At 55.2% G+C, this 21,199-nt stretch carries 24 protein-coding genes and 3 tRNA genes; 11 read left to right on the forward strand and 16 right to left on the reverse strand.

From position 1 onward, the window contains the following. Positions 1-7: 7 nt before the first annotated feature. The 6 genes from cytX to HT085_RS09385 all read left to right on the forward strand — a co-directional run bounded on the left by cytX (position 8) and on the right by HT085_RS09385 (position 4,680). The gene (gene cytX, locus HT085_RS09355) at positions 8-1,234 is read left to right on the forward strand and encodes a putative hydroxymethylpyrimidine transporter CytX (RefSeq protein WP_003692005.1); all 1,227 of its coding nucleotides are present in this window, start codon (positions 8-10) and stop codon (positions 1,232-1,234) included. After that, complete coding sequence (locus tag HT085_RS09360; RefSeq protein ID WP_003692007.1) at positions 1,231-2,331, forward strand: FAD-dependent oxidoreductase; 1,101 nt, start codon at positions 1,231-1,233, stop codon at positions 2,329-2,331. Before cytX ends, HT085_RS09360 begins: the two co-directional genes overlap by 4 nt. A 21-nt stretch (positions 2,332-2,352) precedes the next feature. Further along, complete coding sequence (gene thiE, locus HT085_RS09365) at positions 2,353-2,970, forward strand: thiamine phosphate synthase (RefSeq protein ID WP_003692009.1); 618 nt, start codon at positions 2,353-2,355, stop codon at positions 2,968-2,970. A 421-nt stretch (positions 2,971-3,391) separates the two neighbouring features. Then, positions 3,392-3,586 carry a sulfur carrier protein ThiS gene (gene thiS, locus HT085_RS09375; RefSeq protein WP_003692010.1) on the forward strand — a complete coding sequence of 65 codons (195 nt, stop codon included), beginning with the start codon at positions 3,392-3,394 and terminating at the stop codon, positions 3,584-3,586. 78 nt (positions 3,587-3,664) lie between these two features. Beyond that, on the forward strand, positions 3,665-4,453 hold the full coding sequence (locus HT085_RS09380; RefSeq protein WP_003692011.1) for a thiazole synthase: 789 nt from the start codon (positions 3,665-3,667) through the stop codon (positions 4,451-4,453). 14 nt (positions 4,454-4,467) lie between these two features. Continuing rightward, a complete protein-coding gene (locus HT085_RS09385; RefSeq protein WP_123766931.1) occupies positions 4,468-4,680 on the forward strand; it encodes a histidinol phosphate phosphatase in 213 nt (70 codons plus the stop codon). Between the two features lie 505 nt (positions 4,681-5,185). Here the strand turns inward: HT085_RS09385 and HT085_RS09390 are convergent. The 7 genes from HT085_RS09390 to HT085_RS09420 all read right to left on the reverse strand — a co-directional run bounded on the left by HT085_RS09390 (position 5,186) and on the right by HT085_RS09420 (position 8,897). Further along, on the reverse strand, positions 5,186-6,010 hold the full coding sequence (locus HT085_RS09390) for an SPOR domain-containing protein (protein WP_003692015.1): 825 nt from the start codon (positions 6,008-6,010) through the stop codon (positions 5,186-5,188). A gap of 112 nt (positions 6,011-6,122) precedes the next feature. After that, positions 6,123-7,901 carry a bifunctional biotin--[acetyl-CoA-carboxylase] ligase/type III pantothenate kinase gene (locus tag HT085_RS09395; protein ID WP_003692016.1) on the reverse strand — a complete coding sequence of 593 codons (1,779 nt, stop codon included), beginning with the start codon at positions 7,899-7,901 and terminating at the stop codon, positions 6,123-6,125. After that, the gene (gene rfaE2, locus HT085_RS09400; RefSeq protein WP_003692018.1) at positions 7,898-8,404 is read right to left on the reverse strand and encodes a D-glycero-beta-D-manno-heptose 1-phosphate adenylyltransferase; all 507 of its coding nucleotides are present in this window, start codon (positions 8,402-8,404) and stop codon (positions 7,898-7,900) included. Before rfaE2 ends, HT085_RS09395 begins: the two co-directional genes overlap by 4 nt. Next, positions 8,397-8,537, reverse strand: a complete 141-nt coding sequence (locus tag HT085_RS09405; protein WP_228369780.1) for a hypothetical protein — start codon at positions 8,535-8,537, stop codon at positions 8,397-8,399. Before HT085_RS09405 ends, rfaE2 begins: the two co-directional genes overlap by 8 nt. Positions 8,538-8,615: 78 nt before the next feature. Next, positions 8,616-8,691, reverse strand: a tRNA-His gene (locus HT085_RS09410). Positions 8,692-8,718: 27 nt separating this feature from the next. Beyond that, positions 8,719-8,795 (reverse strand) — tRNA-Arg (locus HT085_RS09415). A 24-nt stretch (positions 8,796-8,819) separates the two neighbouring features. After that, positions 8,820-8,897 (reverse strand) — tRNA-Pro (locus tag HT085_RS09420). Between the two features lie 222 nt (positions 8,898-9,119). On the opposite strand from HT085_RS09420, the gene folD reads away from it, so the two are divergent. Next, entirely contained in the window at positions 9,120-9,974 is an 855-nt protein-coding gene (gene folD / locus HT085_RS09425; RefSeq protein WP_003686899.1) for a bifunctional methylenetetrahydrofolate dehydrogenase/methenyltetrahydrofolate cyclohydrolase FolD, read from the forward strand. A 61-nt stretch (positions 9,975-10,035) separates the two neighbouring features. Here folD and HT085_RS09430 read toward each other — a convergent pair whose 3' ends face one another. Continuing rightward, positions 10,036-10,617 (reverse strand): RDD family protein, encoded by a 582-nt coding sequence (locus tag HT085_RS09430; RefSeq protein ID WP_003686897.1) that lies wholly within the window; start codon positions 10,615-10,617, stop codon positions 10,036-10,038. A gap of 174 nt (positions 10,618-10,791) precedes the next feature. On the opposite strand from HT085_RS09430, the gene asd reads away from it, so the two are divergent. Further along, a complete protein-coding gene (gene asd, locus HT085_RS09435; RefSeq protein ID WP_003686895.1) occupies positions 10,792-11,907 on the forward strand; it encodes an aspartate-semialdehyde dehydrogenase in 1,116 nt (371 codons plus the stop codon). Positions 11,908-11,999: 92 nt separating this feature from the next. Here the strand turns inward: asd and HT085_RS09440 are convergent, their stop codons facing one another. The 7 genes from HT085_RS09440 to obgE all read right to left on the reverse strand — a co-directional run bounded on the left by HT085_RS09440 (position 12,000) and on the right by obgE (position 18,462). After that, entirely contained in the window at positions 12,000-12,530 is a 531-nt protein-coding gene (locus HT085_RS09440; protein ID WP_003686894.1) for an alpha/beta hydrolase, read from the reverse strand. Between the two features lie 9 nt (positions 12,531-12,539). After that, a complete protein-coding gene (locus HT085_RS09445) occupies positions 12,540-12,884 on the reverse strand; it encodes a hypothetical protein (protein WP_003686892.1) in 345 nt (114 codons plus the stop codon). Continuing rightward, positions 12,871-13,650: an exodeoxyribonuclease III gene (locus HT085_RS09450; protein ID WP_003692021.1), complete on the reverse strand. Its 780-nt coding sequence runs from the start codon at positions 13,648-13,650 to the stop codon at positions 12,871-12,873. The genes HT085_RS09445 and HT085_RS09450 overlap by 14 nt, the downstream gene beginning before the upstream one ends. A 170-nt stretch (positions 13,651-13,820) precedes the next feature. Then, the gene (cysS, locus tag HT085_RS09455) at positions 13,821-15,242 is read right to left on the reverse strand and encodes a cysteine--tRNA ligase (RefSeq protein WP_010355798.1); all 1,422 of its coding nucleotides are present in this window, start codon (positions 15,240-15,242) and stop codon (positions 13,821-13,823) included. Positions 15,243-15,257: 15 nt separating this feature from the next. Then, positions 15,258-16,310 (reverse strand): HaeII family restriction endonuclease, encoded by a 1,053-nt coding sequence (locus tag HT085_RS09460; RefSeq protein WP_003686885.1) that lies wholly within the window; start codon positions 16,308-16,310, stop codon positions 15,258-15,260. Then, positions 16,307-17,254 (reverse strand): DNA cytosine methyltransferase, encoded by a 948-nt coding sequence (locus HT085_RS09465; RefSeq protein ID WP_003686883.1) that lies wholly within the window; start codon positions 17,252-17,254, stop codon positions 16,307-16,309. Before HT085_RS09465 ends, HT085_RS09460 begins: the two co-directional genes overlap by 4 nt. A 53-nt stretch (positions 17,255-17,307) precedes the next feature. After that, on the reverse strand, positions 17,308-18,462 hold the full coding sequence (obgE, locus tag HT085_RS09470; RefSeq protein ID WP_003686881.1) for a GTPase ObgE: 1,155 nt from the start codon (positions 18,460-18,462) through the stop codon (positions 17,308-17,310). A 278-nt stretch (positions 18,463-18,740) separates the two neighbouring features. Between obgE and HT085_RS09475 the strand changes: the two genes are divergently transcribed. Beyond that, a complete protein-coding gene (locus tag HT085_RS09475; RefSeq protein ID WP_003704702.1) occupies positions 18,741-19,271 on the forward strand; it encodes a cytochrome b in 531 nt (176 codons plus the stop codon). Positions 19,272-19,305: 34 nt separating this feature from the next. Here HT085_RS09475 and rsmI read toward each other — a convergent pair whose 3' ends face one another. Next, complete coding sequence (gene rsmI / locus HT085_RS09480; protein ID WP_010359642.1) at positions 19,306-20,181, reverse strand: 16S rRNA (cytidine(1402)-2'-O)-methyltransferase; 876 nt, start codon at positions 20,179-20,181, stop codon at positions 19,306-19,308. 46 nt (positions 20,182-20,227) lie between these two features. Here rsmI and HT085_RS09485 point away from each other — a divergent pair, with 46 nt between their 5' ends. Next, complete coding sequence (locus HT085_RS09485; RefSeq protein ID WP_003686873.1) at positions 20,228-20,575, forward strand: YraN family protein; 348 nt, start codon at positions 20,228-20,230, stop codon at positions 20,573-20,575. 4 nt (positions 20,576-20,579) lie between these two features. Next, a complete protein-coding gene (locus HT085_RS09490) occupies positions 20,580-21,173 on the forward strand; it encodes a phosphoheptose isomerase (RefSeq protein ID WP_003692028.1) in 594 nt (197 codons plus the stop codon). Positions 21,174-21,199 lie beyond the last annotated feature (26 nt).

Genomic DNA, 21,199 nt, shown 5'->3' on the forward strand with positions numbered 1-21,199 from the left:
ACGTCATATGTCGGGCAATGCCTCCTCTCCTTCATCTTCCGCCGCCATCGGGCTGATTTGGTTCGGCGCGGCGGTATCGATTGCCGAAATCAGCACGGGTACGCTGCTCGCCCCCTTGGGCTGGCAGCGCGGTCTGGCGGCCCTGCTTTTGGGTCATGCCGTCGGCGGCGCGCTGTTTTTTGCGGCAGCGTATATCGGCGCACTGACCGGACGCAGCTCGATGGAAAGTGTGCGCCTGTCGTTCGGCAAATGCGGTTCAGTGCTGTTTTCCGTGGCGAATATGCTGCAACTGGCCGGCTGGACGGCGGTGATGATTTACGTCGGCGCAACGGTCAGCTCCGCTTTGGGCAAAGTGTTGTGGGACGGCGAATCCTTTGTCTGGTGGGCATTGGCAAACGGCGCACTGATCGTGCTGTGGCTGGTTTTCGGCGCACGCAGAACGGGCGGGCTGAAAACCGTTTCGATGCTGCTGATGCTGCTTGCCGTGTTGTGGTTGAGCGTCGAAGTGTTCGCTTCGTCCGGCACAAACGCCGCGCCCGCCGTTTCAGACGGCATGACCTTCGGAACGGCAGTCGAACTGTCCGCCGTCATGCCGCTTTCCTGGCTGCCGCTGGCCGCCGACTACACGCGCCAAGCACGCCGCCCGTTTGCGGCAACCCTGACGGCAACGCTCGCCTATACGCTGACGGGCTGCTGGATGTATGCCTTGGGTTTGGCGGCGGCTCTGTTTACCGGAGAAACCGACGTGGCGAAAATCCTGTTGGGCGCGGGCTTGGGCATAACGGGCATTCTGGCAGTCGTCCTCTCCACCGTTACCACAACGTTTCTCGATACCTATTCCGCCGGCGCGAGTGCGAACAACATTTCCGCGCGTTTTGCGGAAACACCCGTCGCTGTCGGCGTTACCCTGATCGGCACGGTGCTTGCCGTCATGCTGCCCGTTACCGAATATGAAAACTTCCTGCTGCTTATCGGCTCGGTATTTGCGCCGATGGCGGCGGTTTTGATTGCCGACTTTTTCGTCTTAAAACGGCGTGAGGAGATTGAAGGCTTTGACTTTGCCGGACTGGTTCTGTGGCTGGCAGGCTTCATCCTCTACCGCTTCCTGCTCTCGTCCGGTTGGGAAAGCAGCATCGGTCTGACCGCCCCCGTAATGTCTGCCGTTGCCATTGCCACCGTATCGGTACGCCTTTTCTTTAAAAAAACCCAATCTTTACAAAGGAACCCGTCATGACCCGTATCGCCGTCCTCGGAGGCGGCCTTTCCGGAAGGCTGACCGCATTGCAGCTTGCAGAACAAGGTTATCAGATTGAACTTTTCGACAAGGGCACCCGCCAAGGCGAACACGCCGCCGCCTATGTTGCCGCCGCGATGCTCGCGCCTGCGGCGGAAGCGGTCGAGGCAACGCCCGAAGTCATCAGGCTGGGCAGGCAGAGCATTCCGCTTTGGCGCGGCATCCGATGCCGTCTGAACACGCACACGATGATGCAGGAAAACGGCAGCCTGATTGTGTGGCACGGGCAGGACAAGCCATTATCCAGCGAGTTCGTCCGCCATCTCAAACGCGGCGGCGTAGCGGATGACGAAATCGTCCGTTGGCGCGCCGATGAAATCGCCGAACGCGAACCGCAACTCGGCGGACGTTTTTCAGACGGCATCTACCTGCCGACCGAAGGCCAGCTCGACGGGCGGCAAATATTGTCTGCACTTGCCGACGCTTTGGACGAACTGAACGTCCCTTGCCATTGGGAACACGAATGCGCCCCCCAAGACCTGCAAGCCCAATACGACTGGGTAATCGACTGCCGGGGCTACGGCGCGAAAACCGCGTGGAACCAATCCCCCGAGCACACCAGCACCTTGCGCGGCATACGCGGCGAAGTGGCGCGGGTTTACACGCCCGAAATCACGCTCAACCGCCCCGTGCGCCTGCTGCACCCGCGCTATCCGCTCTACATCGCCCCGAAAGAAAACCACGTCTTCGTCATCGGCGCGACCCAAATCGAAAGCGAAAGCCAAGCCCCCGCCAGCGTACGTTCCGGGCTGGAACTCTTATCCGCGCTCTATGCCGTCCACCCCGCCTTCGGCGAAGCCGACATCCTCGAAATCGCCGCCGGCCTGCGCCCCACGCTCAACCACCACAACCCCGAAATCCGCTACAGCCGCGAACGCCGCCTCATCGAAATCAACGGCCTTTTCCGGCACGGCTTTATGATTTCCCCCGCCGTAACCGCCGCCGCCGTCAGATTGGCAGTGGCACTGTTTGACGGAAAAGACGCGCCCGAACGTGATGAAGAAAGCGGTTTGGCGTATATCGGAAGACAAGATTAAAGCCGCCCGAAAGGACACCCTATGACCTTCCCGCCCCTAAAATCCCTACTTAAATTCTACGCCGTCGTTCCCACCGCCGATTGGGTGGGGCGCATGGTCAAAGCAGGTGCCGACACGGTGCAACTGCGCTGTAAAACCTTGCACGGCAACGAATTGAAACGCGAAATCGCCCGCTGCGTCGCCGCCTGTCAAGGCAGCCGCACACAGCTTTTCATCAACGACCACTGGCGCGAGGCAATCGAAGCGGGCGCATACGGCGTACATCTCGGGCAGGAAGACATGGACACCGCCGACCTTGCCGCCATCGCCGCCGCCGGTTTGCGTTTGGGTTTGAGTACGCACTCCGTCGCCGAACTCGACCGCGCCCTGTCCGTACACCCCGGCTACATCGCCAGCGGCGCGATTTTCCAGACCACGACCAAACAAATGCCCACCGCCCCGCAAGGCTTGGACAAATTGCGCGAATATGTGGAACAGGCTCGCGGCACGCCCGTCGTCGCCATCGGCGGCATCGATTTGAACAACGCCCGAGCCGTGCTGGCCACCGGAGTTTCCTCACTCGCCGCCGTCCGCGCCGTAACCGAAGCGGCAAATCCCGAAGCGGTGGTTAAAGCGTTTCAGGCTTTGTGGGATGGATAAAACCGAAAGAAGAAAATTCAATTGCCGTGTAGGCAAAACTTAGCCCGTTATCGCAAATATGCTTAACTTTAAATGTGGCATATCATCAAATTCCGTCATTCCCGCTCAGGCGGGAATCCGCCGTAAAACTTGAGAAACCATCATTTGAAAAACAGTTTCCGAATTTCAAAAATGGATTCCCGCCTGCGCGGGAATGACGGCAACCGGCCGGTTGCGTATCAAAAAATAAAGTAATTCGGCTAGATATAGTGGATTAACAAAAATCAGGACAAGGCGGCGAAGCCGCAGACAGTACAAATAGTACGGAACCGGTTCGCCCGGTGCTTGGGCACCTTAGGGAATCGTTCCCTTTGAGCCGGGGCGGGGCAACGCCGTACCGGTTTTTGTTAATCCGCTATAAATACAGAGACATCGAGAAACCATGAACATCATCTTAAACGGCGGACCCGCCGAACTTCACGGCACAAGCGTTGCCGACCTCATCGCCCAAACCGCGCCGCAAAAACCCTTTGCCGTGGCGGTCAACACCGTTTTCATCCCCAAAGGCGCGTATACGGAAACCGTTTTACACGAAAACGACAAAATCGACATCGTCCGCCCCGTCGTCGGCGGCTGAATGCCGTCTGAAACCCCAAAGGCACGCCGCCGGCTTTCAGACGGCATCGCGTCCGACAACCATACCAAAGAATCCATCATGCTCACCCTGTACGGCGAAACTTTCCCTTCGCGGCTGCTGCTCGGCACAGCCGCCTACCCGACCCCTGAAATCCTCAAACAATCCGTCCGAACCGCCCGGCCCGCGATGATTACCGTCTCGCTGCGCCGCACGGGATGCGGCGGCGAGGCGCACGGTCAGGGGTTTTGGTCGCTGCTTCAAGAAACCGGCGTTCCCGTCCTGCCGAACACGGCAGGCTGCCAAAGCGTGCAGGAAGCGGTAACGACGGCGCAAATGGCGCGCGAAGTGTTTGAAACCGATTGGATAAAATTGGAACTCATCGGCGACGACGACACCTTGCAGCCGGACGTGTTCCAACTCGTCGAAGCGGCGGAAATCCTGATTAAAGACGGCTTCAAAGTGTTGCCTTATTGCACCGAAGACCTGATTGCCTGCCGCCGCCTGCTCGATGCGGGCTGTCAGGCGTTGATGCCGTGGGCGGCTCCCATCGGCACGGGTTTGGGGGCGGTTCACGCCTATGCGCTCAAAATCCTGCGCGAACGCCTGCCCGACACGCCGCTGATTATCGACGCGGGCTTGGGTTTGCCTTCCCAAGCGGCACAAGTGATGGAATGGGGTTTTGACGGCGTATTGTTAAACACCGCCGTTTCCCGCAGCGGCGACCCCGTCAACATGGCGCGCGCCTTCGCACTCGCCGTCGAATCCGGACGGCTGGCATTTGAAGCCGGGCCGGTCGAAGCGCGAACCAAAGCCCAAGCCAGCACGCCGACAGTCGGGCAACCGTTTTGGCATTCGGCGGAATATTGAAAAAGGCGGCAAAAATGCCGTCTGAAGGCTTCAGACGGCATCGCGGCCCCAAACGGGCAAACCGCCATTCCCCGGCATCACGGCTTTGTCGTGAGGAACAGGGAAACCGGCCGGAAAACCTTGCCGCCCGCCCCGACACCGCAACCAACGAAACACCCGGACTCCCCGGCGCGCAGGCTGCTGCGCAAGCCCTAAGTACGGCAATAGAAGGGTGTTTTGTCGTTTGAATACATTTAAAAATACCTCGGGGCATCCGTAAGCCTTCATCCGCAACGGTTTCACCGCTTTTGCATCCCCGAATCCGCGCTCAAACACCCCCGAATGGCAACCCTGTCCGCACCAAATCGGACGGTTGTTCAAACACGGCAGGCTTCTTTCCGACAGGCACGAAGCCCCCGTCCATGCCTGCCGACCCCGATTTGTCCGGCGCAATGAAAGTTTGCCGACCCAAATCACAAACATCGGCGGACAGGTTAATTTGTTTATTTTTCATCGCATTACAAAAAATCCGCATTTATTTTTAAATTTTTATTGATAATTATTATTATTAGCGTATAATCAAAACCACTCGGAAGCCGTCCGTTCCGAACCATTAAACACTGTATTCCCTCACAATTCACTTTCACACTTGGAGTCGGCATATACGAGACATACATTCCCTTTTTAATCAGATACTCAAAACCGAAACGCCAAACCCACCCTAGCGGTGGGTTTGGCGTTTTTGGTCTGCACTTATTTGCAAGACTTGAGGTTCAGTTTGCCGTATAGGGACGTGATTTTACGGATTTCGTCCGCATCGGCGGCATTCACGCCCGTAAACAAAACCGTCATACGCGACACGCTCAAAGAATCGTCCTGCCTGTCGGCTTCGGCAAAGTGTTCGACAATATGCGCCCCGCCGAATCCGGCATCGGCAAGTCGGTTTTGCAGGGCTTGGGCGTTTTCCCGGCTGTTGCCGACACCCAAACTCAATGCTCCGTCAAACGGTACGGGGTTGAAACCTTTGGCAGACAGCTCCGCCGCCTGATTTTCGGCATCGGCGGAAACGGGCAGGACGACGCGGTAGGTTTTGTCGGCAGGTTTGGCTTTGGCGGTGCGTTTTTCGACGCTCCTGCTGGCAACGTGCGACCATTTGCCCAAAAGCCCTTTGATGCGGTGGTAGTCGTCTTCGTCCATCGTGAGGCTTGCCTGCGCGGCGCATAAGGCATCCGCCGCGCCGTTTTCACGTTCCGCCTGCGCCTTTTCGGCGGCGAGTTTTTCGCGGCGGGCTTTTTCTTCACGCTGTTTTTTCTCCCTCAGTTTTTTCTGTTCCGCTTCTTTTTTCAAGCGCAACTGCTCCGCCTGTTCTTCGCTCAGGATGTCGCCCGGTTTGAGCAGTGCCGCCGTATCCTCCACGGATGCCGCCGCATTGCCGGCGGCGGGCGTTGCGGGGGGCGTGTTTTCGACGGCCCGGTTTTCCGGCACGCCGCCCGCCGCTTTAACGGCCAATTTATAGCCCACCGTGCCGCCGAATACGGCAATATTGAGTACCGCCAAAAGGGTGAAGAGCCATTTCATTAGAATTTCCTCAATGTTTGAAACCCCGCCCGCCCGGGCGGCAGTCTGTCGGGCGGCAGAATCCGGACAGATTCGGACGGATGCCGCCCCGTGTTGAAAAAAGGCATATTTTTTAAGCGTGTTCCGATTCCCCGCCTTCGGCGGCAATCAGGTTCAGCAGCCCGTGGATGACGAGGTTGTCCGCCACGCGCACGGTATTTTCCGCCAAAAATGCAGGCGGCAGGGCTTCGGCGACTTTCGCCGCGCCGCCGCCGGTAATGATGACATCGACAGGCTTGCCCGCGCCGTTTTTTTCTTTCAAACGGCCGTGCATCATCATTATCGAGCCGCAAACCGCGTCCATCATGCCGCTTGCGACGGCGTTGCCCGTTGTGGTCGGGAAAGGGTAACGTTTGCCGGCGGGGCGGTTGAGGTTGGCGGTTCGGACGGCGAGCGATTCTTTCATCAGGTGGAAGCCGGGCATGATGGTTCCGCCGAGATAATGTCCGTCATCGGTGAGCGCGTCAACCGTTACCGCCGTGCCGCAACTGACGACGACGCAGGCGTTGCGGCTGAAGCGGCGGCTGCCCAAGGCGTTGAACCAACGGTCGGAACCGTGTTCTTCGGGGTGGCGGTAGTGGTTGCGTATGCCCAAAGCCTGTGCGGAAGACGGCAGCCACTCGATTTTTCGGGCGAGCTGTTCCTTCACTTGTGCCTTTTTGGATTCTCCGCACACGGCGCAACCGACGATGCGGACATTTCCATCCGCCTTTTCCGCCCACTCCGCGCCCAAAGGCGACAAATCGCGGTACGGCGCGCTGCCGACGGTTGCGAACGTGCCGTTTTCCACCCACGCCCACTTGAGCCGGCTGTTCCCGCCGTCCAACAGCAAAAAACGTTCCGAATCCCGCCGCTTCGGCACGGAAACCGGTCTGTCGTCGGGCCGCAGGCTGATTTCGCCGCTGACGACCGTCTGTTCGCCCTCTGCCGTTTCCAAGTGCAGAACGCCTCGTCCGTCCACGCCTTTAACCGTGCCTTCGCACACGGTTTCGCCGTCGCGCAACAGCAATACCGCCTTGCCGTGGTCGCGGTTGGCCGTTTCATACTCATTTAAAAATGGCGCGAACCCTTCTTCCGCATATTGTTCCAACACCGCGCCCAGTTCCGCAAGCAATGTTTCCAGCAATACGGCGGCATCGGCATTGCCCCGCCGCGATGCCGTCTGAAACAGCGACTGCACGGAAGCGGCGTTTTCCACTTCCTTGGGCAGCACGAAATTGATGCCGATACCGACCACGGCAACCGTTTTACCGCCCGCCCTGACTGTTTCAATCAGAATGCCGCCCAATTTGTCGCGTCCGACGACCAAATCGTTTGGCCACTTGATTTGCGTTTCCAAACCCAAACACCCCAAAGCGCGCCGGCACGCAAGTGCCGCAACAGGCGACAGCGAACCCAACTCATACTGCGGCCGGTCAAACGCCCAGCCGAAACTGAACATCAGGCACTCGCCCAAACGGTGCGACCACTTCCGCCCCTGCCGCCCCCTGCCCTTACTTTGCAGGTGGGTCACGCATATGGTTTTGTGCGCCTTGTCCGGCGCAATCCGCGCCAATTCCAGTATCTCGTCGTTGCTGGACGCGCACTCGTGCTTCAATGCCGTCTGAAAACCCGACCTTTCCCCCAGATCGCGCAAACCTTCGGCATCGAAAACCGCCAAGGGGCGCACCAGCCGCCAATAGCCGTCGTGTTGGCGCAACAGCCCGCGTATATGCGCCGGCATCTGCTGCCAAAAACCGTTGAGCTGCTGCGGCTTCATGTCCGCCTCACGCGCCAATTGCGATACGTGTTGCGGCAAACCGTCGGCAAGCTCCGCCAACACCCGCCAGTGCGAAGGCTTCAAAACCGTCATTTTCCGCCCTCTGCCGCACGGATTTTTGCCAAAGTCTTCGTTGTCGAAGTCTGATGCAGAAACGGAATTGAAAACACCTGACCGCCGCGTGCCAGCGTTTCCGCCGCACCGACAATCTTATCCACGACCCAATCGCCGCCCTTGACCAACACCTCCGGCTTGACCGCCTCAATCAACGCCGCCGGCGTATCCTCGTCAAACCAAGTAACCAAATCCACACTTTCCAACGCGGCGGCAACGGCGGCACGGTTCTCCAAAGAATTAACCGGGCGGTCGCCGCCCTTGCCCAAACGCCGCACCGAAGCATCGGTATTCAACGCCAGCACCAACGCCGCCCCTGCCGAACGCGCCTGCGCCAGATAAGTAACGTGCCCCCTGTGGAGGATGTCGAAACAGCCGTTGGTAAACACCAGCGGGCGCGGCAACAACGCCAAACGCGCCGCCAACGCCTCGGGCGGACAGATTTTCGATTCAAAATCAGGGACAGACCAAGCGTCAACCATCAAAGCCTCCGACAAAAACCATAAAAGACAGAAAAACCCACATGATACAGAAGCATATGCGAAAGGCAAAGCCGGCGGCGCAAATGCCGTATGAAGCGGTTTCCGTATGACCGGCCCGGCTTTCAGACGGCATACCGCCGCACCGGTACGACGGCGCGGACAGTACGCGCAAACAGGAAAAGACCCGTACCGAAAAGTACGGGCCTTTATCTGGGGTGGCTGATGGGGCTCGAACCCACGACAACCGGAATCACAATCCGGGGCTCTACCAACTGAGCTACAGCCACCATAAAAACGGTTTTCAATCAAATTCTTGGCACGCCCGACAGGAATCGAACCTGTAACCCCCGACTTAGAAGGTCGGTGCTCTATCCGGTTGAGCTACGGGCGCTCATGCCGATTCGTGCTGATTGATTGGTCGGGGCGGTGGGATTCGAACTCACGACCCTCTGCTCCCAAAGCAGATGCGCTAACCGGGCTGCGCTACGCCCCGACTTGAAGAAGCGGAATATACAGTTCAGGGAAAGATGCGTCAACATTTATTTTCAAAACACCAAGATGAAAAATATAGTTTTTTGATTTGAAAAAATATTTAATCCGTCCAAACAGCCGTATTTTATTTCGGGGCAAATTTATTTTCGGCATTCTGCTGTAAAAACAAACGGAAAATGCGATAATTTTCAGCATTTTCTACCTGTTTAACAAAAGGACGGATATGTCGGCACAACTGATCAACGGTAAAGAAGTTTCGCAAAAACACCTGCAGGCGATTGCCGAAGCGGTGGCGCAACGCCAACAGGACAATCTGCACACGCCTTGCCTGGCCGTGGTTTTGGTCGGAGGCGACCCTGCCGGCGCAGTTTATGTCCGCAACAAGAAAACCGCCTGCCAAAAATGCGGCATCAAGTCGCTGTCGTACGAACTGCCCGAATCAACATCGCAGGAAGAACTGCTGGCATTGGTCGACCGTCTGAATGCCGATTCCGAAGTGGACGGTATTCTGGTTCAGCTTCCACTGCCGAAGCACCTCGACAGCCAAGCGATCTTGGAACGTATTTCGCCGGATAAGGACGTGGACGGCTTCCATCCTTACAATGTCGGCAGGCTGGCGGTCAAAATGCCGCTGATGCGCCCGTGTACGCCCAAGGGCGTGATGACGCTTTTGGAGGCTTACGGCATTGATCCGAAGGGGAAAAAAGCGGTCGTGGTCGGCGCGTCGAATATTGTCGGCCGCCCGCAGGCGTTGGAATTGCTGCTGGCGCGCGCAACGGTAACGGTCTGCCACAGTGCGACCGAAAATCTTGCCGATGAAGTTGCCGCCGCCGATATTTTGGTGGTCGGCGTGGGCATTCCGAACTTTGTCAAAGGCGGGTGGATCAAACCCGGCGCGGTCGTTATCGATGTGGGCATCAACCGTTTGGACGACGGCAGCCTGTGCGGCGACGTGGAATTTGAAACGGCAAAAGAACGGGCGGCGATGATTACGCCCGTTCCCGGCGGCGTGGGTCCGATGACGATTGCCACATTAATGGAAAACACTTTGCACGCAGCTTCGCTGCACGATGCTTGAGCGGTTCTGAAGATAAAAATGCCGTCTGAAAGCCTTTCAGACGGCATTTTGCCGCGTCCGTTTATTTGGGCAGCTTGACGACAACCGTATCCGCCAATATGTCGTAAAGCGTGCGGCGGTCGCGTTTGACCATAAAGAGCAGGACAAAGTTGGCAAGGAATGCCAGCAGGTTGATGGCGTTTTCCCCGTTTTCACCTACTGCAAGACCGATAACGGCGGCAATAATGGCAACCAAAACCGACCACGCGATTTCGCGTACCAAAACCGTGCCGACAAAACCCGGATTGCGGCCGTCGGTTTTCAACACGCGGATTCTCATGATTTTCTTACCCAATGACTGCCCGTCCCTGCTCATATAGTAGATTTGGATGACGGTGTACGCCAAAATGCCCGCCAGTCCGACCCAAAAGGAAGTCATGCCCAAAAGCAGCCCGAATATTTCCTCACGACCGCCAATCCTGCCTTCATTTTTGACGGCGAAGGCAATCAGTCCGACAAACGGCACCAACAAAATCAAAAAGGTAAACAATTGGTTCAGCAGCGCGGCAAGTATCCGGTCGCCTGCGCCGGCAATTCCGACTTCAATTTCCTGCCCGTTGCGGTTGTCGGATACCGCGTCGGTGTAGTCGTTTTTTTCTTCCATATCCGTTCCTGATAATTGTTCTTAAACAGATGGAATTCTACCGCCCTACTGCTGCAAACGCCAATCCCAAAAAGAAAATTCGATAAAGAACTTTACATTTTCCCAATACGGCGTTAAAACGCTTTCTTTACGCCATACATAATTTTATTAACGATTTTCCTCAAGGAGCAATACATGAAAGTAGGTTTCGTCGGCTGGCGCGGTATGGTCGGTTCGGTTTTGATGCAGCGTATGAAAGAAGAAAACGACTTCGCCCACATTCCCGAAGCGTTTTTCTTTACCTCTTCCAACGTCGGCGGCGCGGCACCTGATTTCGGTCAGGCGGCTAAAACATTATTGGACGCGAACGACGTTGCCGAGCTGGCGAAAATGGACATTATCGTCACCTGCCAAGGCGGCGATTACACCAAATCCGTCTTCCAAGCCCTGCGCGACAGCGGCTGGAACGGCTACTGGATTGACGCGGCGTCCTCACTGCGCATGAAAGACGACGCGATTATCGCCCTCGACCCCGTCAACCGCAACGTCATCGACAACGGTCTCAAAAACGGCGTGAAAAACTACATCGGCGGCAACTGTACCGTCTCCCTGATGCTGATGGCTTTGGGCGGCCTGTTCCAAAACGATTTGGTCGAATGGGCGACCAGCATGACCTACCAAGCCGCTTCCGGCGCGGGCGCGAAAAATATGCGCGAACTCATCAGCGGCATGGGCGCGATTCACGCCCAAGTGGCGGACGAGCTTGCCGATCCTTCCAGCGCGATTCTCGATATCGACCGCAAAGTGTCCGATTTCCTCCGCAGCGAAGACTATCCGAAAGCCAACTTCGGCGTACCGCTCGCCGGCAGCCTGATTCCGTGGATTGACGTGGATTTGGGCAACGGCCAGTCCAAAGAAGAATGGAAGGGCGGCGTGGAAACCAACAAAATCCTCGGACGCAGCGGCAATCCGACCGTCATCGACGGCCTGTGCGTCCGCATCGGCGCGATGCGCTGCCACAGCCAAGCCATCACTCTGAAGTTGAAAAAAGACCTGCCTGTTTCCGAAATCGAAGCGATTTTGGCAGGCGCGAACGACTGGGTGAAAGTCGTCCCCAACGAAAAAGAAGCCAGCATCCGCGAGCTGACGCCCGCCAAAGTTACCGGCACGCTGTCCGTCCCTGTCGGACGCATCCGCAAACTGGGCATGGGCGGCGAATACATCAGCGCGTTCACCGTCGGCGACCAACTTTTGTGGGGTGCAGCCGAACCGATGCGCCGCGTGTTGCGTATCGTGTTGGGCAGCCTGTAAGCCCTGTTTGAATGGAAATGCCGTCTGAAGCCTGTTTCAGACGGTATTTTCCTTGCAACCCCGGTTAACCGAAATTCCGATAAAGCGACCGTTCACGCCAGCAACATTTCCTGCATCAGCTTCATACCCCACTGCCAGCCGCCGAGCATACCGTTCAAACTGCCCGAATGCGGGGAAACCAACAGGCGGGCGTTCCACAAATCCGCCTGTTTTTGCGCCCAACCGTGCGGCACGCCGCCGTGTTCGGACACCACCAATGCGGCACGGCAAGGACAGCGGACGCGTTGGAAAGTGTGTTCCGCATCGTCGGGAAAAATATCGGGACGCGGAGATACGAGAATGATACCGGCGAGTTTCTTCTGCGTCAGGATGTCGGCGCGGTACAGCCACGCCAAGAATGCGGCCGCGCCCGCGCCGTGTGCGACAACGGCGATATGCCTGCCCTGTATCCGTTCGAATGCCGTCTGAAGCGCGCTTTGCCACGCTTCCGTGCTGCCGTTTGCGGACGCTTCGGACATCTGCACAACGGGATAACTGACCGCCCAACGGTCTATCCACATTTCCGCTTCATCCGCATCGCGTATCAGCCACAGCGTCAAATCCTCAAGCTCGAAACTTTCCATTGTCCGCGACTATTTGAGCAGGTCCCGGAGGGTAAAGGCGATGAGCAGCGAAGCGGGTACGCTCAATATGGCGCAGACGGTCAGGCAGACAAAAATATTCACCACCCGCCGCCAGCCTTTCCAACCCAAACATTTGGCCGCAATCAGCAGGCAGGGCAGACAAATCAGCAGCCACACCAACGCCCATATCGGGTTTGCCTTGGTCGGCGCAAGCCAGCCTTGCATCCGCGACAACATAAACACCGCCCACACCAATATGGGCAGGATAAACGCAGCGACAACCCATGCCGCGCCTATTCCTGTTTTTCCGTCCACATTCCAATCATATTTACCCAAAACCTTATTCGGCAGCATAGTCATACTCCACAACTAAAGGGGCGTGATCCGAGAATTTTTCATCTTTATAAACGTGTGCGGACACGGCTTTGGCGGCAAGTTCGGGCGTAACCATCTGATAATCGATGCGCCACCCGACATCTTTCGCATACGCCTGCCCGCGGTTGCTCCACCATGTATAACCCGGCACATCGGGATAGAGCGTGCGCCACATGTCCGTCCAGCCCAGCGTATGCATGACTTTGCCTATCCACTCGCGCTCTTCGGGCAGGAAGCCCGAATTTTTCTGATTGCCTTTCCAATTTTTCAGGTCGATGTTTTGGTGGGCGATGTTCCAGTCGCCGCAGACGACGATGTCGCGCCCTTCGTTTTTCATCGCTTCGAGCATAGGGTAAAACGCATCGAGGAAACGGTATTTCACCTGCTGGCGTTCTTCCGCGCTGCTGCCGCTGGGCAAATAAAGCGAAATGACGCCCAACCTGCCGAAATCGCAACGCACAAACCGCCCTTCGCGGTCGAATTCCTCAATGCCCATGCCGATTTGCACATTGTCGGGTTTGCGTTTGCTGTACACCGCCACACCGCTGTAACCGCGCTTCTCGGCGCAATGCCAATAGCCGTGCATCCCGTGCGGATTTTTCATATCGGCAGACAAATCAGCCTCCTGCGCTTTGAGTTCCTGCACGCAGACAATGTCTGCGCCCGATGCGGCGATGTATTCGTAAAAACCTTTTTTGTAGGCGGAGCGGATGCCGTTGACGTTGGCGGAAATGATTTTAAGCATAATAAAAATAAGTTCTCACAATGTTCCCATACACAAAGCGGCACCCGGTGCGCCGCCCGGTATTTCCCATTCGGTCCTGCCTGCTGAAAACGGCGGGGCTTCAAGCGGGAAATGCCGTCTGAAAACGAAAAAAGGGCAAAAGGCGGTACTTTTGCCCTTTCCGATACAGTTCAACCGCGCCGCCAAGTCGTGCCGCCGGCGCTGTCTTCCAAAATGATTTTGTGTTCGTTCAGAAGGTCGCGGATGCGGTCGGACTCCGCCCAGTTTTTATCCGCGCGAGCCTGTTTGCGTCGGGCAATCAAGTCTTCGATTTCTTCGTTGGAGAGGCCGTCTGAAACTGCGCCGCCTTGGAGGAACTCAATCGGGTTGCGTTGCAGCAGGCCGATGATGCCGCCCAAAGCTTTCAGGCAGCCGGCGAGGTGTGCGTCATTGGTTTTGTTCACTTCGCCTGCCAGCTCAAACAACACGGCAACCGCTTCGACCGTACCGAAATCGTCGTTCATGGCGGCGTAGAAACGGCGGGTGTAGCCGTTGGCGTTTTCAGACAAATCAAACTCAGCCGCCGGTGTGTTTTTCAAGGTGGTGTACAGACGGGTCAACGCGCCTTTCGCGTCGTCCAAATGCGCGTCGGAGTAGTTCAACGGGCTGCGGTAGTGGGCGCGCAGGATGAAGAAACGCACGACTTCGGGGTCGTATTGTTTCAATACTTCGCGGATAGTAAAGAAGTTGCCCAGCGATTTGGACATTTTTTCGCCGTCCACACGGATGAAGCCGTTGTGCAGCCAGTATTTGACGTGGCTGGCAATACTTTGACCGTGGTGGGTTTGCGCGTGGTCATGACCGCAGGTGTGACCGCTGGCACCGACGCTTTGGGCGATTTCATTTTCATGGTGCGGGAACTGCAAATCCGCGCCGCCGCCGTGAATGTCGAACGTATCGCCGAACAGGTTTTCACTCATCGCGGAACATTCGATGTGCCAACCCGGACGGCCGTTGCCCCACGGGCTTTCCCACGCCGGTTCGCCTGCTTTCGCCGCTTTCCACAATACAAAATCAAGCGGATCGCGTTTGAAACCGTCCACTTCCACGCGTTCGCCCGCACGCAGGTCGTCCAACGATTTGCCCGATAATTGTCCGTAAGCGGCAAACTCGCGCACGGCGTAGTAAACGTCGCCGTTTGCGGCAGGATATGCCTTGCCGTTTTGAATCAGGGTCTCAATCATGGCAATCATTTGCGGGATGTTTTCCGTCGCCTTCGGCTCGATGTCGGGACGCAACACGCCCAAAGCATCGGCATCTTCGTGCATCGCCTGAATGAAACGCGCGTTCAGTTCGCCGATGGTTTCGCCGTTTTCAGCCGCACGGGCGATGATTTTGTCGTCGATGTCGGTGATGTTGCGCACATAAGTGAGCGGATAACCGCACTCGCGCAACCAGCGGGCAATCATGTCGAACACCACCATCACACGGGCATGGCCTAAGTGGCAATAGTCGTAAACGGTCATGCCGCAGACGTACATACGCACGTTTTCAGGGTCGATGGGGGCGAAGGGTTCTTTTTGACGGGTAAGGGTGTTGTAGATGGCGGTCATATTCATCAAGTAAGTTTAGAAATGAGTAACAGTAATGTCATATCCGCGATTTTGGGCGAAATCTAAAAATTCATTGGCTTCATTAACGGCAGGAAATTCACGCATAATTTCAGTTTTAATATTTTCCAACAACGCTTCTGCAATCGGATATTGGCCTCTCAATGCTTTTTCGTACCAACTTATCAAATCATCCTCAGTTACGATGTTTTGAATTCGGCTTTTCCAGCCTATTTGCGTCAGTAATGAAACAATCACCGATTGTTCTGCCTTTTTGCAGACAATGACAATTCTATCTGCGCTAATGGAGGATACAATATCTTCTGCCAACTCTTCGTCTAAAGAGAGATGTTTGACCTGTATGGCCAATCCGAAGTTAGACCACATATCCAACCCTCTATCGGCAGCATTGGTTACGCCTACACGATGGATTTTTGCAGGAAGTTTTAAATGCTCATTTTTCGGCATAGTGATGATTTTTTCGGCAAAATCTTGATATTCCTCCCATAAAAACAGGTTTTCCTTAGGAAAATCAATTGAAACCGTTATGCCTAATTCTGAAACCAATGCATCAAACAACGCATAAACAACGATTTCATATATCTTGTCTATACTTCTTTTCAATCCCGGCTCGAGCCAAAATAAATTTAGAAATTCAGACAGTTGGAAGGAGTATCTGTCTGTATTGCCGACATAAGCCAATGCTTCGCTCATTTGGGAAAAACGATTGAAAAACTGTTTATAAATGTACGATTCTACCCCGCCGTCCGACTGTCTGTTTAATGTTCCCAATACCGCTAGTTTTTCAGGCGGTATTGCATTTTTTTCAAACAGATTATCTTGGAATTTTGCAGATGAAGTAGAAATCCGCCCTAAAAACCGACGGCAGATTTCATCCCTCCAGCGTTTAGATTGGTTGCGGTAAGTATCTAAATTTAAAAAATCCAACTGTTTTATACAACGGTCATGATATAAAATTTCTGCAATTTGAATGGGTTTATAAAGGTGGACACGGGATTTTTTGATAATGCCGTCCAATGCTTCTTTGGCTTGTTGTTCTTCAAGCGTCATCCTGCCTCCAATAAATCCAATTGCCCTTTTTGTTCGACCTTGCCGGAAAGAGAAGCGAGCATATTTTCCGCGATGGCTTCTATTACAGGGACGGATACAGAATTTCCGGCGACTTTCCTGACTTGCGAGTAGGGGATATTGATTTCAAAATCATCGGGAAAACCTTGTAATCTTAACATTTCCCTTCCTGTTAGCCTTCTTACTCCGTTTACCACCAAATAATTGTAACTTCCCCCGGCCCTTAAGGCACAGGAATATGGAAGTGCGGAAACATTCCCGCCAATATTTTCATGCCAAATTGATGGGGTGGGCGGAGCTTTTTTTAAGGCTGCCAAACGTTTTTGTTTCAAGGTATCTGATAAAAAATAGCTTGGTTCGACATCTCGATCGTTTTCCAGCAGTTCGCCCAATGGCCGATATTGGTTTATGGGTTCGGGAAAGTAAAAAGGGATGTTGTCTGAAAAACCCACAATATAAATTCTCTCGCGTTTTTGCGGCAATCCGAAATCCAAAGTATTTAAAACCTTAAAATAAACCGTATAACCAAGCTGTTTAAGGGTTTCTAAAACAATACGGAAAGTCCTGCCCGAATCGTGCGTAGTCAGCCGCTTAACGTTTTCCAGAAGAAAAGCCTTCGGCTGTTTGGTTTTCAGGATTTCGGCAATATTGAAAAACAATGTTCCGCGCGTATCTTCAAATCCCAATCCCTTACCTGCGATACTGAAAGGTTGGCACGGAAATCCCGCAAGCAGAATATCATGATCGGGAATATCTGAAGGATCGATGCCGTTAATGTCGCCAAAAGGTTTTTCTCCAAAGTTTGCTTCATACACTTGTCGGGCATATTTGTCCCATTCCGATGAGAATACATTGGTGCACCCGTATTTTTCAAAGCCTAGGCGTATTCCGCCAATGCCTGAAAATAAATCTATTGTTTTGTACATAGCACATCTCTGCAGAATGAGCCGCCTGAAAACTTTCAGACGGCCTTGTCCTTTTACTCCGGCTTAAACACGCCAGTATCCGTTTTAGGCTGCTGTTCGATAATTTCAACATTTGCCGCTGCTTTCTCCGCTTCGGCTTTTTCAGCCTCGATACGTTTTTTCTCGGCCAGGTATTGGTTGATTTGGTGTACCAACTCCTGCGTGCCTTGATGTGTCAGCGCGCTGATTTGGAAGAGGCGCGGGGTTTCCATGTCGAATTGGAAACGGTCATCAGGTTCGGGGTAGTCCCAGCCGACGGCTTCGAGGAAGGCGGCTGTTCGCGCCCGGGCTTCTTCTTCGTCGAGCATATCGAGTTTGTTCAGCACCAGCCAGCGCGGTTTGCCGTAAAGTTCTTCGTCGTATTTGCGTAATTCGTTGATGATGGCGAGTGCTTCTTCGGCGGGATTGACGGTTTCGTCGAAGGGTGCCAAATCGACAACGTGTAACAGCAGACCGGTGCGTGATAGGTGTTTGAGGAAGCGGTGGCCGAGGCCTGCGCCTTCTGCCGCGCCTTCAATCAGGCCGGGGATGTCGGCCATCACGAAGCTGTGGTTTTCGTCGATGCGTACCACGCCCAAGTTCGGATGCAGGGTGGTGAAGGGGTAGTTGGCGATTTTGGGGCGTGCGGCGGAGACGGCGGTAATCAGGGTGGATTTGCCGGCGTTGGGCATGCCTAACAAGCCGACATCGGCGAGGACTTTGAGTTCGAGTTGCAGGGAACGGGTTTCGCCTTCTTCGCCGGGCGTGGATTGTTTTGGGGCGCGGTTGACGGAGGATTTGAAGTGGATGTTGCCCAAGCCGCCTTTGCCGCCTTTGGCGAGGCAGACGCGCTGTCCGTGGTAGGTGAGGTCGGCAACGATTTCGTCGGTGTCGAGGTCGCGGATAAGGGTGCCGACGGGCATTTTGAGGACAATGTCGTCCGCACCTGCGCCGTAGCGGTCGGAACCGTGGCCTTTTTCGCCGTTTTTGGCTTGGTAGCGTTTGACGAAGCGGTATTCGACGAGGGTGTTGGTGTTTTCGTCGGCTTCTGCCCAGACGCTGCCGCCTTTGCCGCCGTCGCCACCGTCCGGGCCGCCGCGGGGTACGAATTTTTCGCGGCGGAAACTGGTTGCGCCATTACCGCCTTTGCCTGCGGCGACTTCGATTTTTGCTTCGTCGATGAATTTCATTAAATGCTCTTGTTTGTTGGTTTTAAATAGGGTTTCAGGCGGATTGCCATATGTTTTGATGCCGTCTGAACAGATTTTCTGCCGACATTATAAGGTATAAGCGGTATTTCAATATACCGCGGAGAAACTATTTGTTCTGCCCATCTTAATGAATTTTTAAGCAAATCTTCAGCCTGCAAACAAAATATGTCCAACTTCTTTGGTACAATCGCGCCTTTTTGACATTCCGACCCGACGGAATGTCCGTTCAAACCGTTACATATGATAAGGATTTTTTTATGAACACAAACCAACCTGCCGTTTACGACCCGTTGACACGCGCGCTGCACTGGCTGACCGTTGCCGGCTTCATCGGCATTCTGACCACCATCGTCCTGTGGACAATTTACGAAGAGGCGGAATGGGCGGGCAGCCTGTTCGGCCTGCACAAATCTTTCGGTTTCCTCATGCTGACGGTGATTGCATTGCGCATCGTGTGGGCGGTTGCCAACCGCGCCAAGCGTCCGCAAAGCGACAGCAAGGCGGCAGCGGCAGGACACGGCATTCTGTATCTGCTCATGCTTGCCGTTCCCGTTATCGGCATGATCCGCCAATACGGTGGCGGACGCGGCCCGTTGAAAGTGTTCGGCGTTGAAGTAATGCAGGGTTCGCCGGAAAAAATCGAGTGGATGGCAAACTTGGGCAACACGTTCCACGGCAATTTGGGCTGGCTGCTGTTTGCCGCCGTCGTCGGACACGTCGCCATGGTCGTCGTCCACCGTGTTCAAGGCAAAGACGTGCTGTACCGCATGACGGGGCGTGTCCGTTGATTCCGTTCGCACTATGGTGCCGGTCCATCCGGCATCATTTGTTTTTCCACGACAGTGCCAAATCGTACAAAGCCTTTTTGCCCTCACCTGTAATCTTGGCGGCAAGCTCCGCCGCCTGCTTGGTCGGCAGCTCGGCCGCAAGGATTTTCATCGCATTTTGCGCAGACTCGGACAAGCCTTCGTGTTTTTCATCCTGCGCCGGATAAAGCACCAACACCATCTCGCCGCGCGATTGGTTGCCGTCCGCCGCCAATGCCGTCTGAATTTCCCCAACCGTGCCGCTTAAGAACGTTTCAAACGTTTTCGTGATTTCGCGCGCCAGCATCAGACGGCGTTCGGGGAACAATTCCGCCATATCGGCAAGCGTTGCCCCGATTCGGTGCGGCGTTTCAAACATGACGACAGGAAATGCCGCCCGCACCCATTTGGCAAACAATTTCCTACGTTCGCCCGATTTCGGCGGTACAAAACCGTTGAAATAAAAATCGGATTCCGCCACACCGGCCACACTCAACGCCGCCATTACCGCGCTTGCGCCCACGACGGGAACGACTTTGAACCCTGCTTCGCGCACGCGGCGGGCGAGTTTCGCGCCCGGGTCGCACACGGCCGGCGTACCCGCATCGGAAACCTGCGCCACAACCAGGCCGTCTGAAAGGAAACCGATTACCTTGTCCGCCATCTGCCGCTCGTTGTGTTCGCGCACACTGACCAACCTGCCCTGAATGCCGTACGCGCTCAAAAGCTGCGCAGTAACGCGCGTGTCTTCGGCACAAATGATGTCCGCCTTTTGCAATACCGCCAAAGCGCGCAGGGTAATGTCTGCCAAATTGCCGATGGGCGTGGCAACCACGTATAATGTCCCTCCGACGACGCTGTCGGGGGCTTTCTGCAAGTGTTTCTGAAACATAAAAAATGCCGTCTGAAAAACAGACATTATAAAGGTTAAACCGATTATGCGCTTAAACCACAAACAGGGTACGGCAGGGGAAGATGCCGCACTTGCCTTCCTCCAATCCCAAGGCTGCACGCTGCTTGCCCGCAACTGGCACTGCGCCTACGGCGAAATCGACCTGATTGTCAAAAACGGCGGCATGATTCTGTTTGTTGAAGTAAAATACCGCAAAAACCAACGGTTCGGCGGCGCGGCATACAGCATTTCTCCGTCCAAATTATTGAAACTGCAACGAAGTGTAGAGTATTATCTGCAACAGAACAGGCTGACAAACGTACCGTGCCGCCTCGATGCGGTACTTATCGAAGGAAACCGCCCGCCCGAGTGGATAAAGAATATTACAGGTTGACGATATGACGACATTACAAGAACGCGTTGCCGCACATTTTGCCGAAAGCATCCGTGCCAAACAGGAAGCCGAAAAAATACTGGTCGAGCCGACCGTACAGGCTGCCGAGCTGATGCTGCAATGCCTGATGAACGACGGCAAAATCCTGGCCTGCGGCAACGGCGGTTCGGCTGCCGACGCGCAACACTTCGCCGCCGAAATGACCGGGCGTTTTGAGAAAGAACGCATGGAACTCGCCGCCGTCGCCCTGACCACAGACACCTCCGCGCTGACCGCCATCGGCAACGACTACGGTTTCGACCACGTATTCAGCAAACAAGTGCGCGCGCTCGGACGTGCAGGCGACGTCCTCGTCGGCATTTCCACCTCCGGCAATTCCGCCAACGTCATCGAAGCCGTCAAAGCCGCGCACGAACGCGATATGCACGTCATCGCCCTGACCGGCCGCGACGGCGGCAAAATCGCCGCCATGCTCAAAGACACCGACGTTCTGCTCAACGTCCCCCATCCGCGCACCGCCCGCATTCAGGAAAACCACATCCTGCTGATACACGCCATGTGCGACTGTATCGACTCCGTACTGCTGGAAGGAATGTAACCCTTTTCAGACGGCATGGCGCAAAG

The sequence above is a fragment of the Neisseria gonorrhoeae genome (genome assembly GCF_013030075.1).
In the GTDB taxonomy this organism is placed as follows: Bacteria; Pseudomonadota; Gammaproteobacteria; order Burkholderiales; family Neisseriaceae; genus Neisseria; species Neisseria gonorrhoeae.

Bases quoted from the DNA above. Each gene is read 5' to 3' on its own strand.
- cytX (WP_003692005.1), top strand. From the start codon at position 8: ATGTCGGGCAATGCCTCCTCTCCTTCATCTTCCGCCGCCATCGGGCTG.
- HT085_RS09360 (WP_003692007.1), top strand. From the start codon at position 1,231: ATGACCCGTATCGCCGTCCTCGGAGGCGGCCTTTCCGGAAGGCTGACC.
- thiE (WP_003692009.1), top strand. From the start codon at position 2,353: ATGACCTTCCCGCCCCTAAAATCCCTACTTAAATTCTACGCCGTCGTT.
- thiS (WP_003692010.1), top strand. From the start codon at position 3,392: ATGAACATCATCTTAAACGGCGGACCCGCCGAACTTCACGGCACAAGC.
- HT085_RS09380 (WP_003692011.1), top strand. From the start codon at position 3,665: ATGCTCACCCTGTACGGCGAAACTTTCCCTTCGCGGCTGCTGCTCGGC.
- HT085_RS09385 (WP_123766931.1), top strand. From the start codon at position 4,468: ATGCCGTCTGAAGGCTTCAGACGGCATCGCGGCCCCAAACGGGCAAAC.
- HT085_RS09390 (WP_003692015.1), bottom strand. From the start codon at position 6,010: ATGAAATGGCTCTTCACCCTTTTGGCGGTACTCAATATTGCCGTATTC.
- HT085_RS09395 (WP_003692016.1), bottom strand. From the start codon at position 7,901: ATGACGGTTTTGAAGCCTTCGCACTGGCGGGTGTTGGCGGAGCTTGCC.
- rfaE2 (WP_003692018.1), bottom strand. From the start codon at position 8,404: ATGGTTGACGCTTGGTCTGTCCCTGATTTTGAATCGAAAATCTGTCCG.
- HT085_RS09405 (WP_228369780.1), bottom strand. From the start codon at position 8,537: ATGCCGTCTGAAAGCCGGGCCGGTCATACGGAAACCGCTTCATACGGC.
- folD (WP_003686899.1), top strand. From the start codon at position 9,120: ATGTCGGCACAACTGATCAACGGTAAAGAAGTTTCGCAAAAACACCTG.
- HT085_RS09430 (WP_003686897.1), bottom strand. From the start codon at position 10,617: ATGGAAGAAAAAAACGACTACACCGACGCGGTATCCGACAACCGCAAC.
- asd (WP_003686895.1), top strand. From the start codon at position 10,792: ATGAAAGTAGGTTTCGTCGGCTGGCGCGGTATGGTCGGTTCGGTTTTG.
- HT085_RS09440 (WP_003686894.1), bottom strand. From the start codon at position 12,530: ATGGAAAGTTTCGAGCTTGAGGATTTGACGCTGTGGCTGATACGCGAT.
- HT085_RS09445 (WP_003686892.1), bottom strand. From the start codon at position 12,884: ATGCTGCCGAATAAGGTTTTGGGTAAATATGATTGGAATGTGGACGGA.
- HT085_RS09450 (WP_003692021.1), bottom strand. From the start codon at position 13,650: ATGCTTAAAATCATTTCCGCCAACGTCAACGGCATCCGCTCCGCCTAC.
- cysS (WP_010355798.1), bottom strand. From the start codon at position 15,242: ATGACCGCCATCTACAACACCCTTACCCGTCAAAAAGAACCCTTCGCC.
- HT085_RS09460 (WP_003686885.1), bottom strand. From the start codon at position 16,310: ATGACGCTTGAAGAACAACAAGCCAAAGAAGCATTGGACGGCATTATC.
- HT085_RS09465 (WP_003686883.1), bottom strand. From the start codon at position 17,254: ATGTACAAAACAATAGATTTATTTTCAGGCATTGGCGGAATACGCCTA.
- obgE (WP_003686881.1), bottom strand. From the start codon at position 18,462: ATGAAATTCATCGACGAAGCAAAAATCGAAGTCGCCGCAGGCAAAGGC.
- HT085_RS09475 (WP_003704702.1), top strand. From the start codon at position 18,741: ATGAACACAAACCAACCTGCCGTTTACGACCCGTTGACACGCGCGCTG.
- rsmI (WP_010359642.1), bottom strand. From the start codon at position 20,181: ATGTTTCAGAAACACTTGCAGAAAGCCCCCGACAGCGTCGTCGGAGGG.
- HT085_RS09485 (WP_003686873.1), top strand. From the start codon at position 20,228: ATGCGCTTAAACCACAAACAGGGTACGGCAGGGGAAGATGCCGCACTT.
- HT085_RS09490 (WP_003692028.1), top strand. From the start codon at position 20,580: ATGACGACATTACAAGAACGCGTTGCCGCACATTTTGCCGAAAGCATC.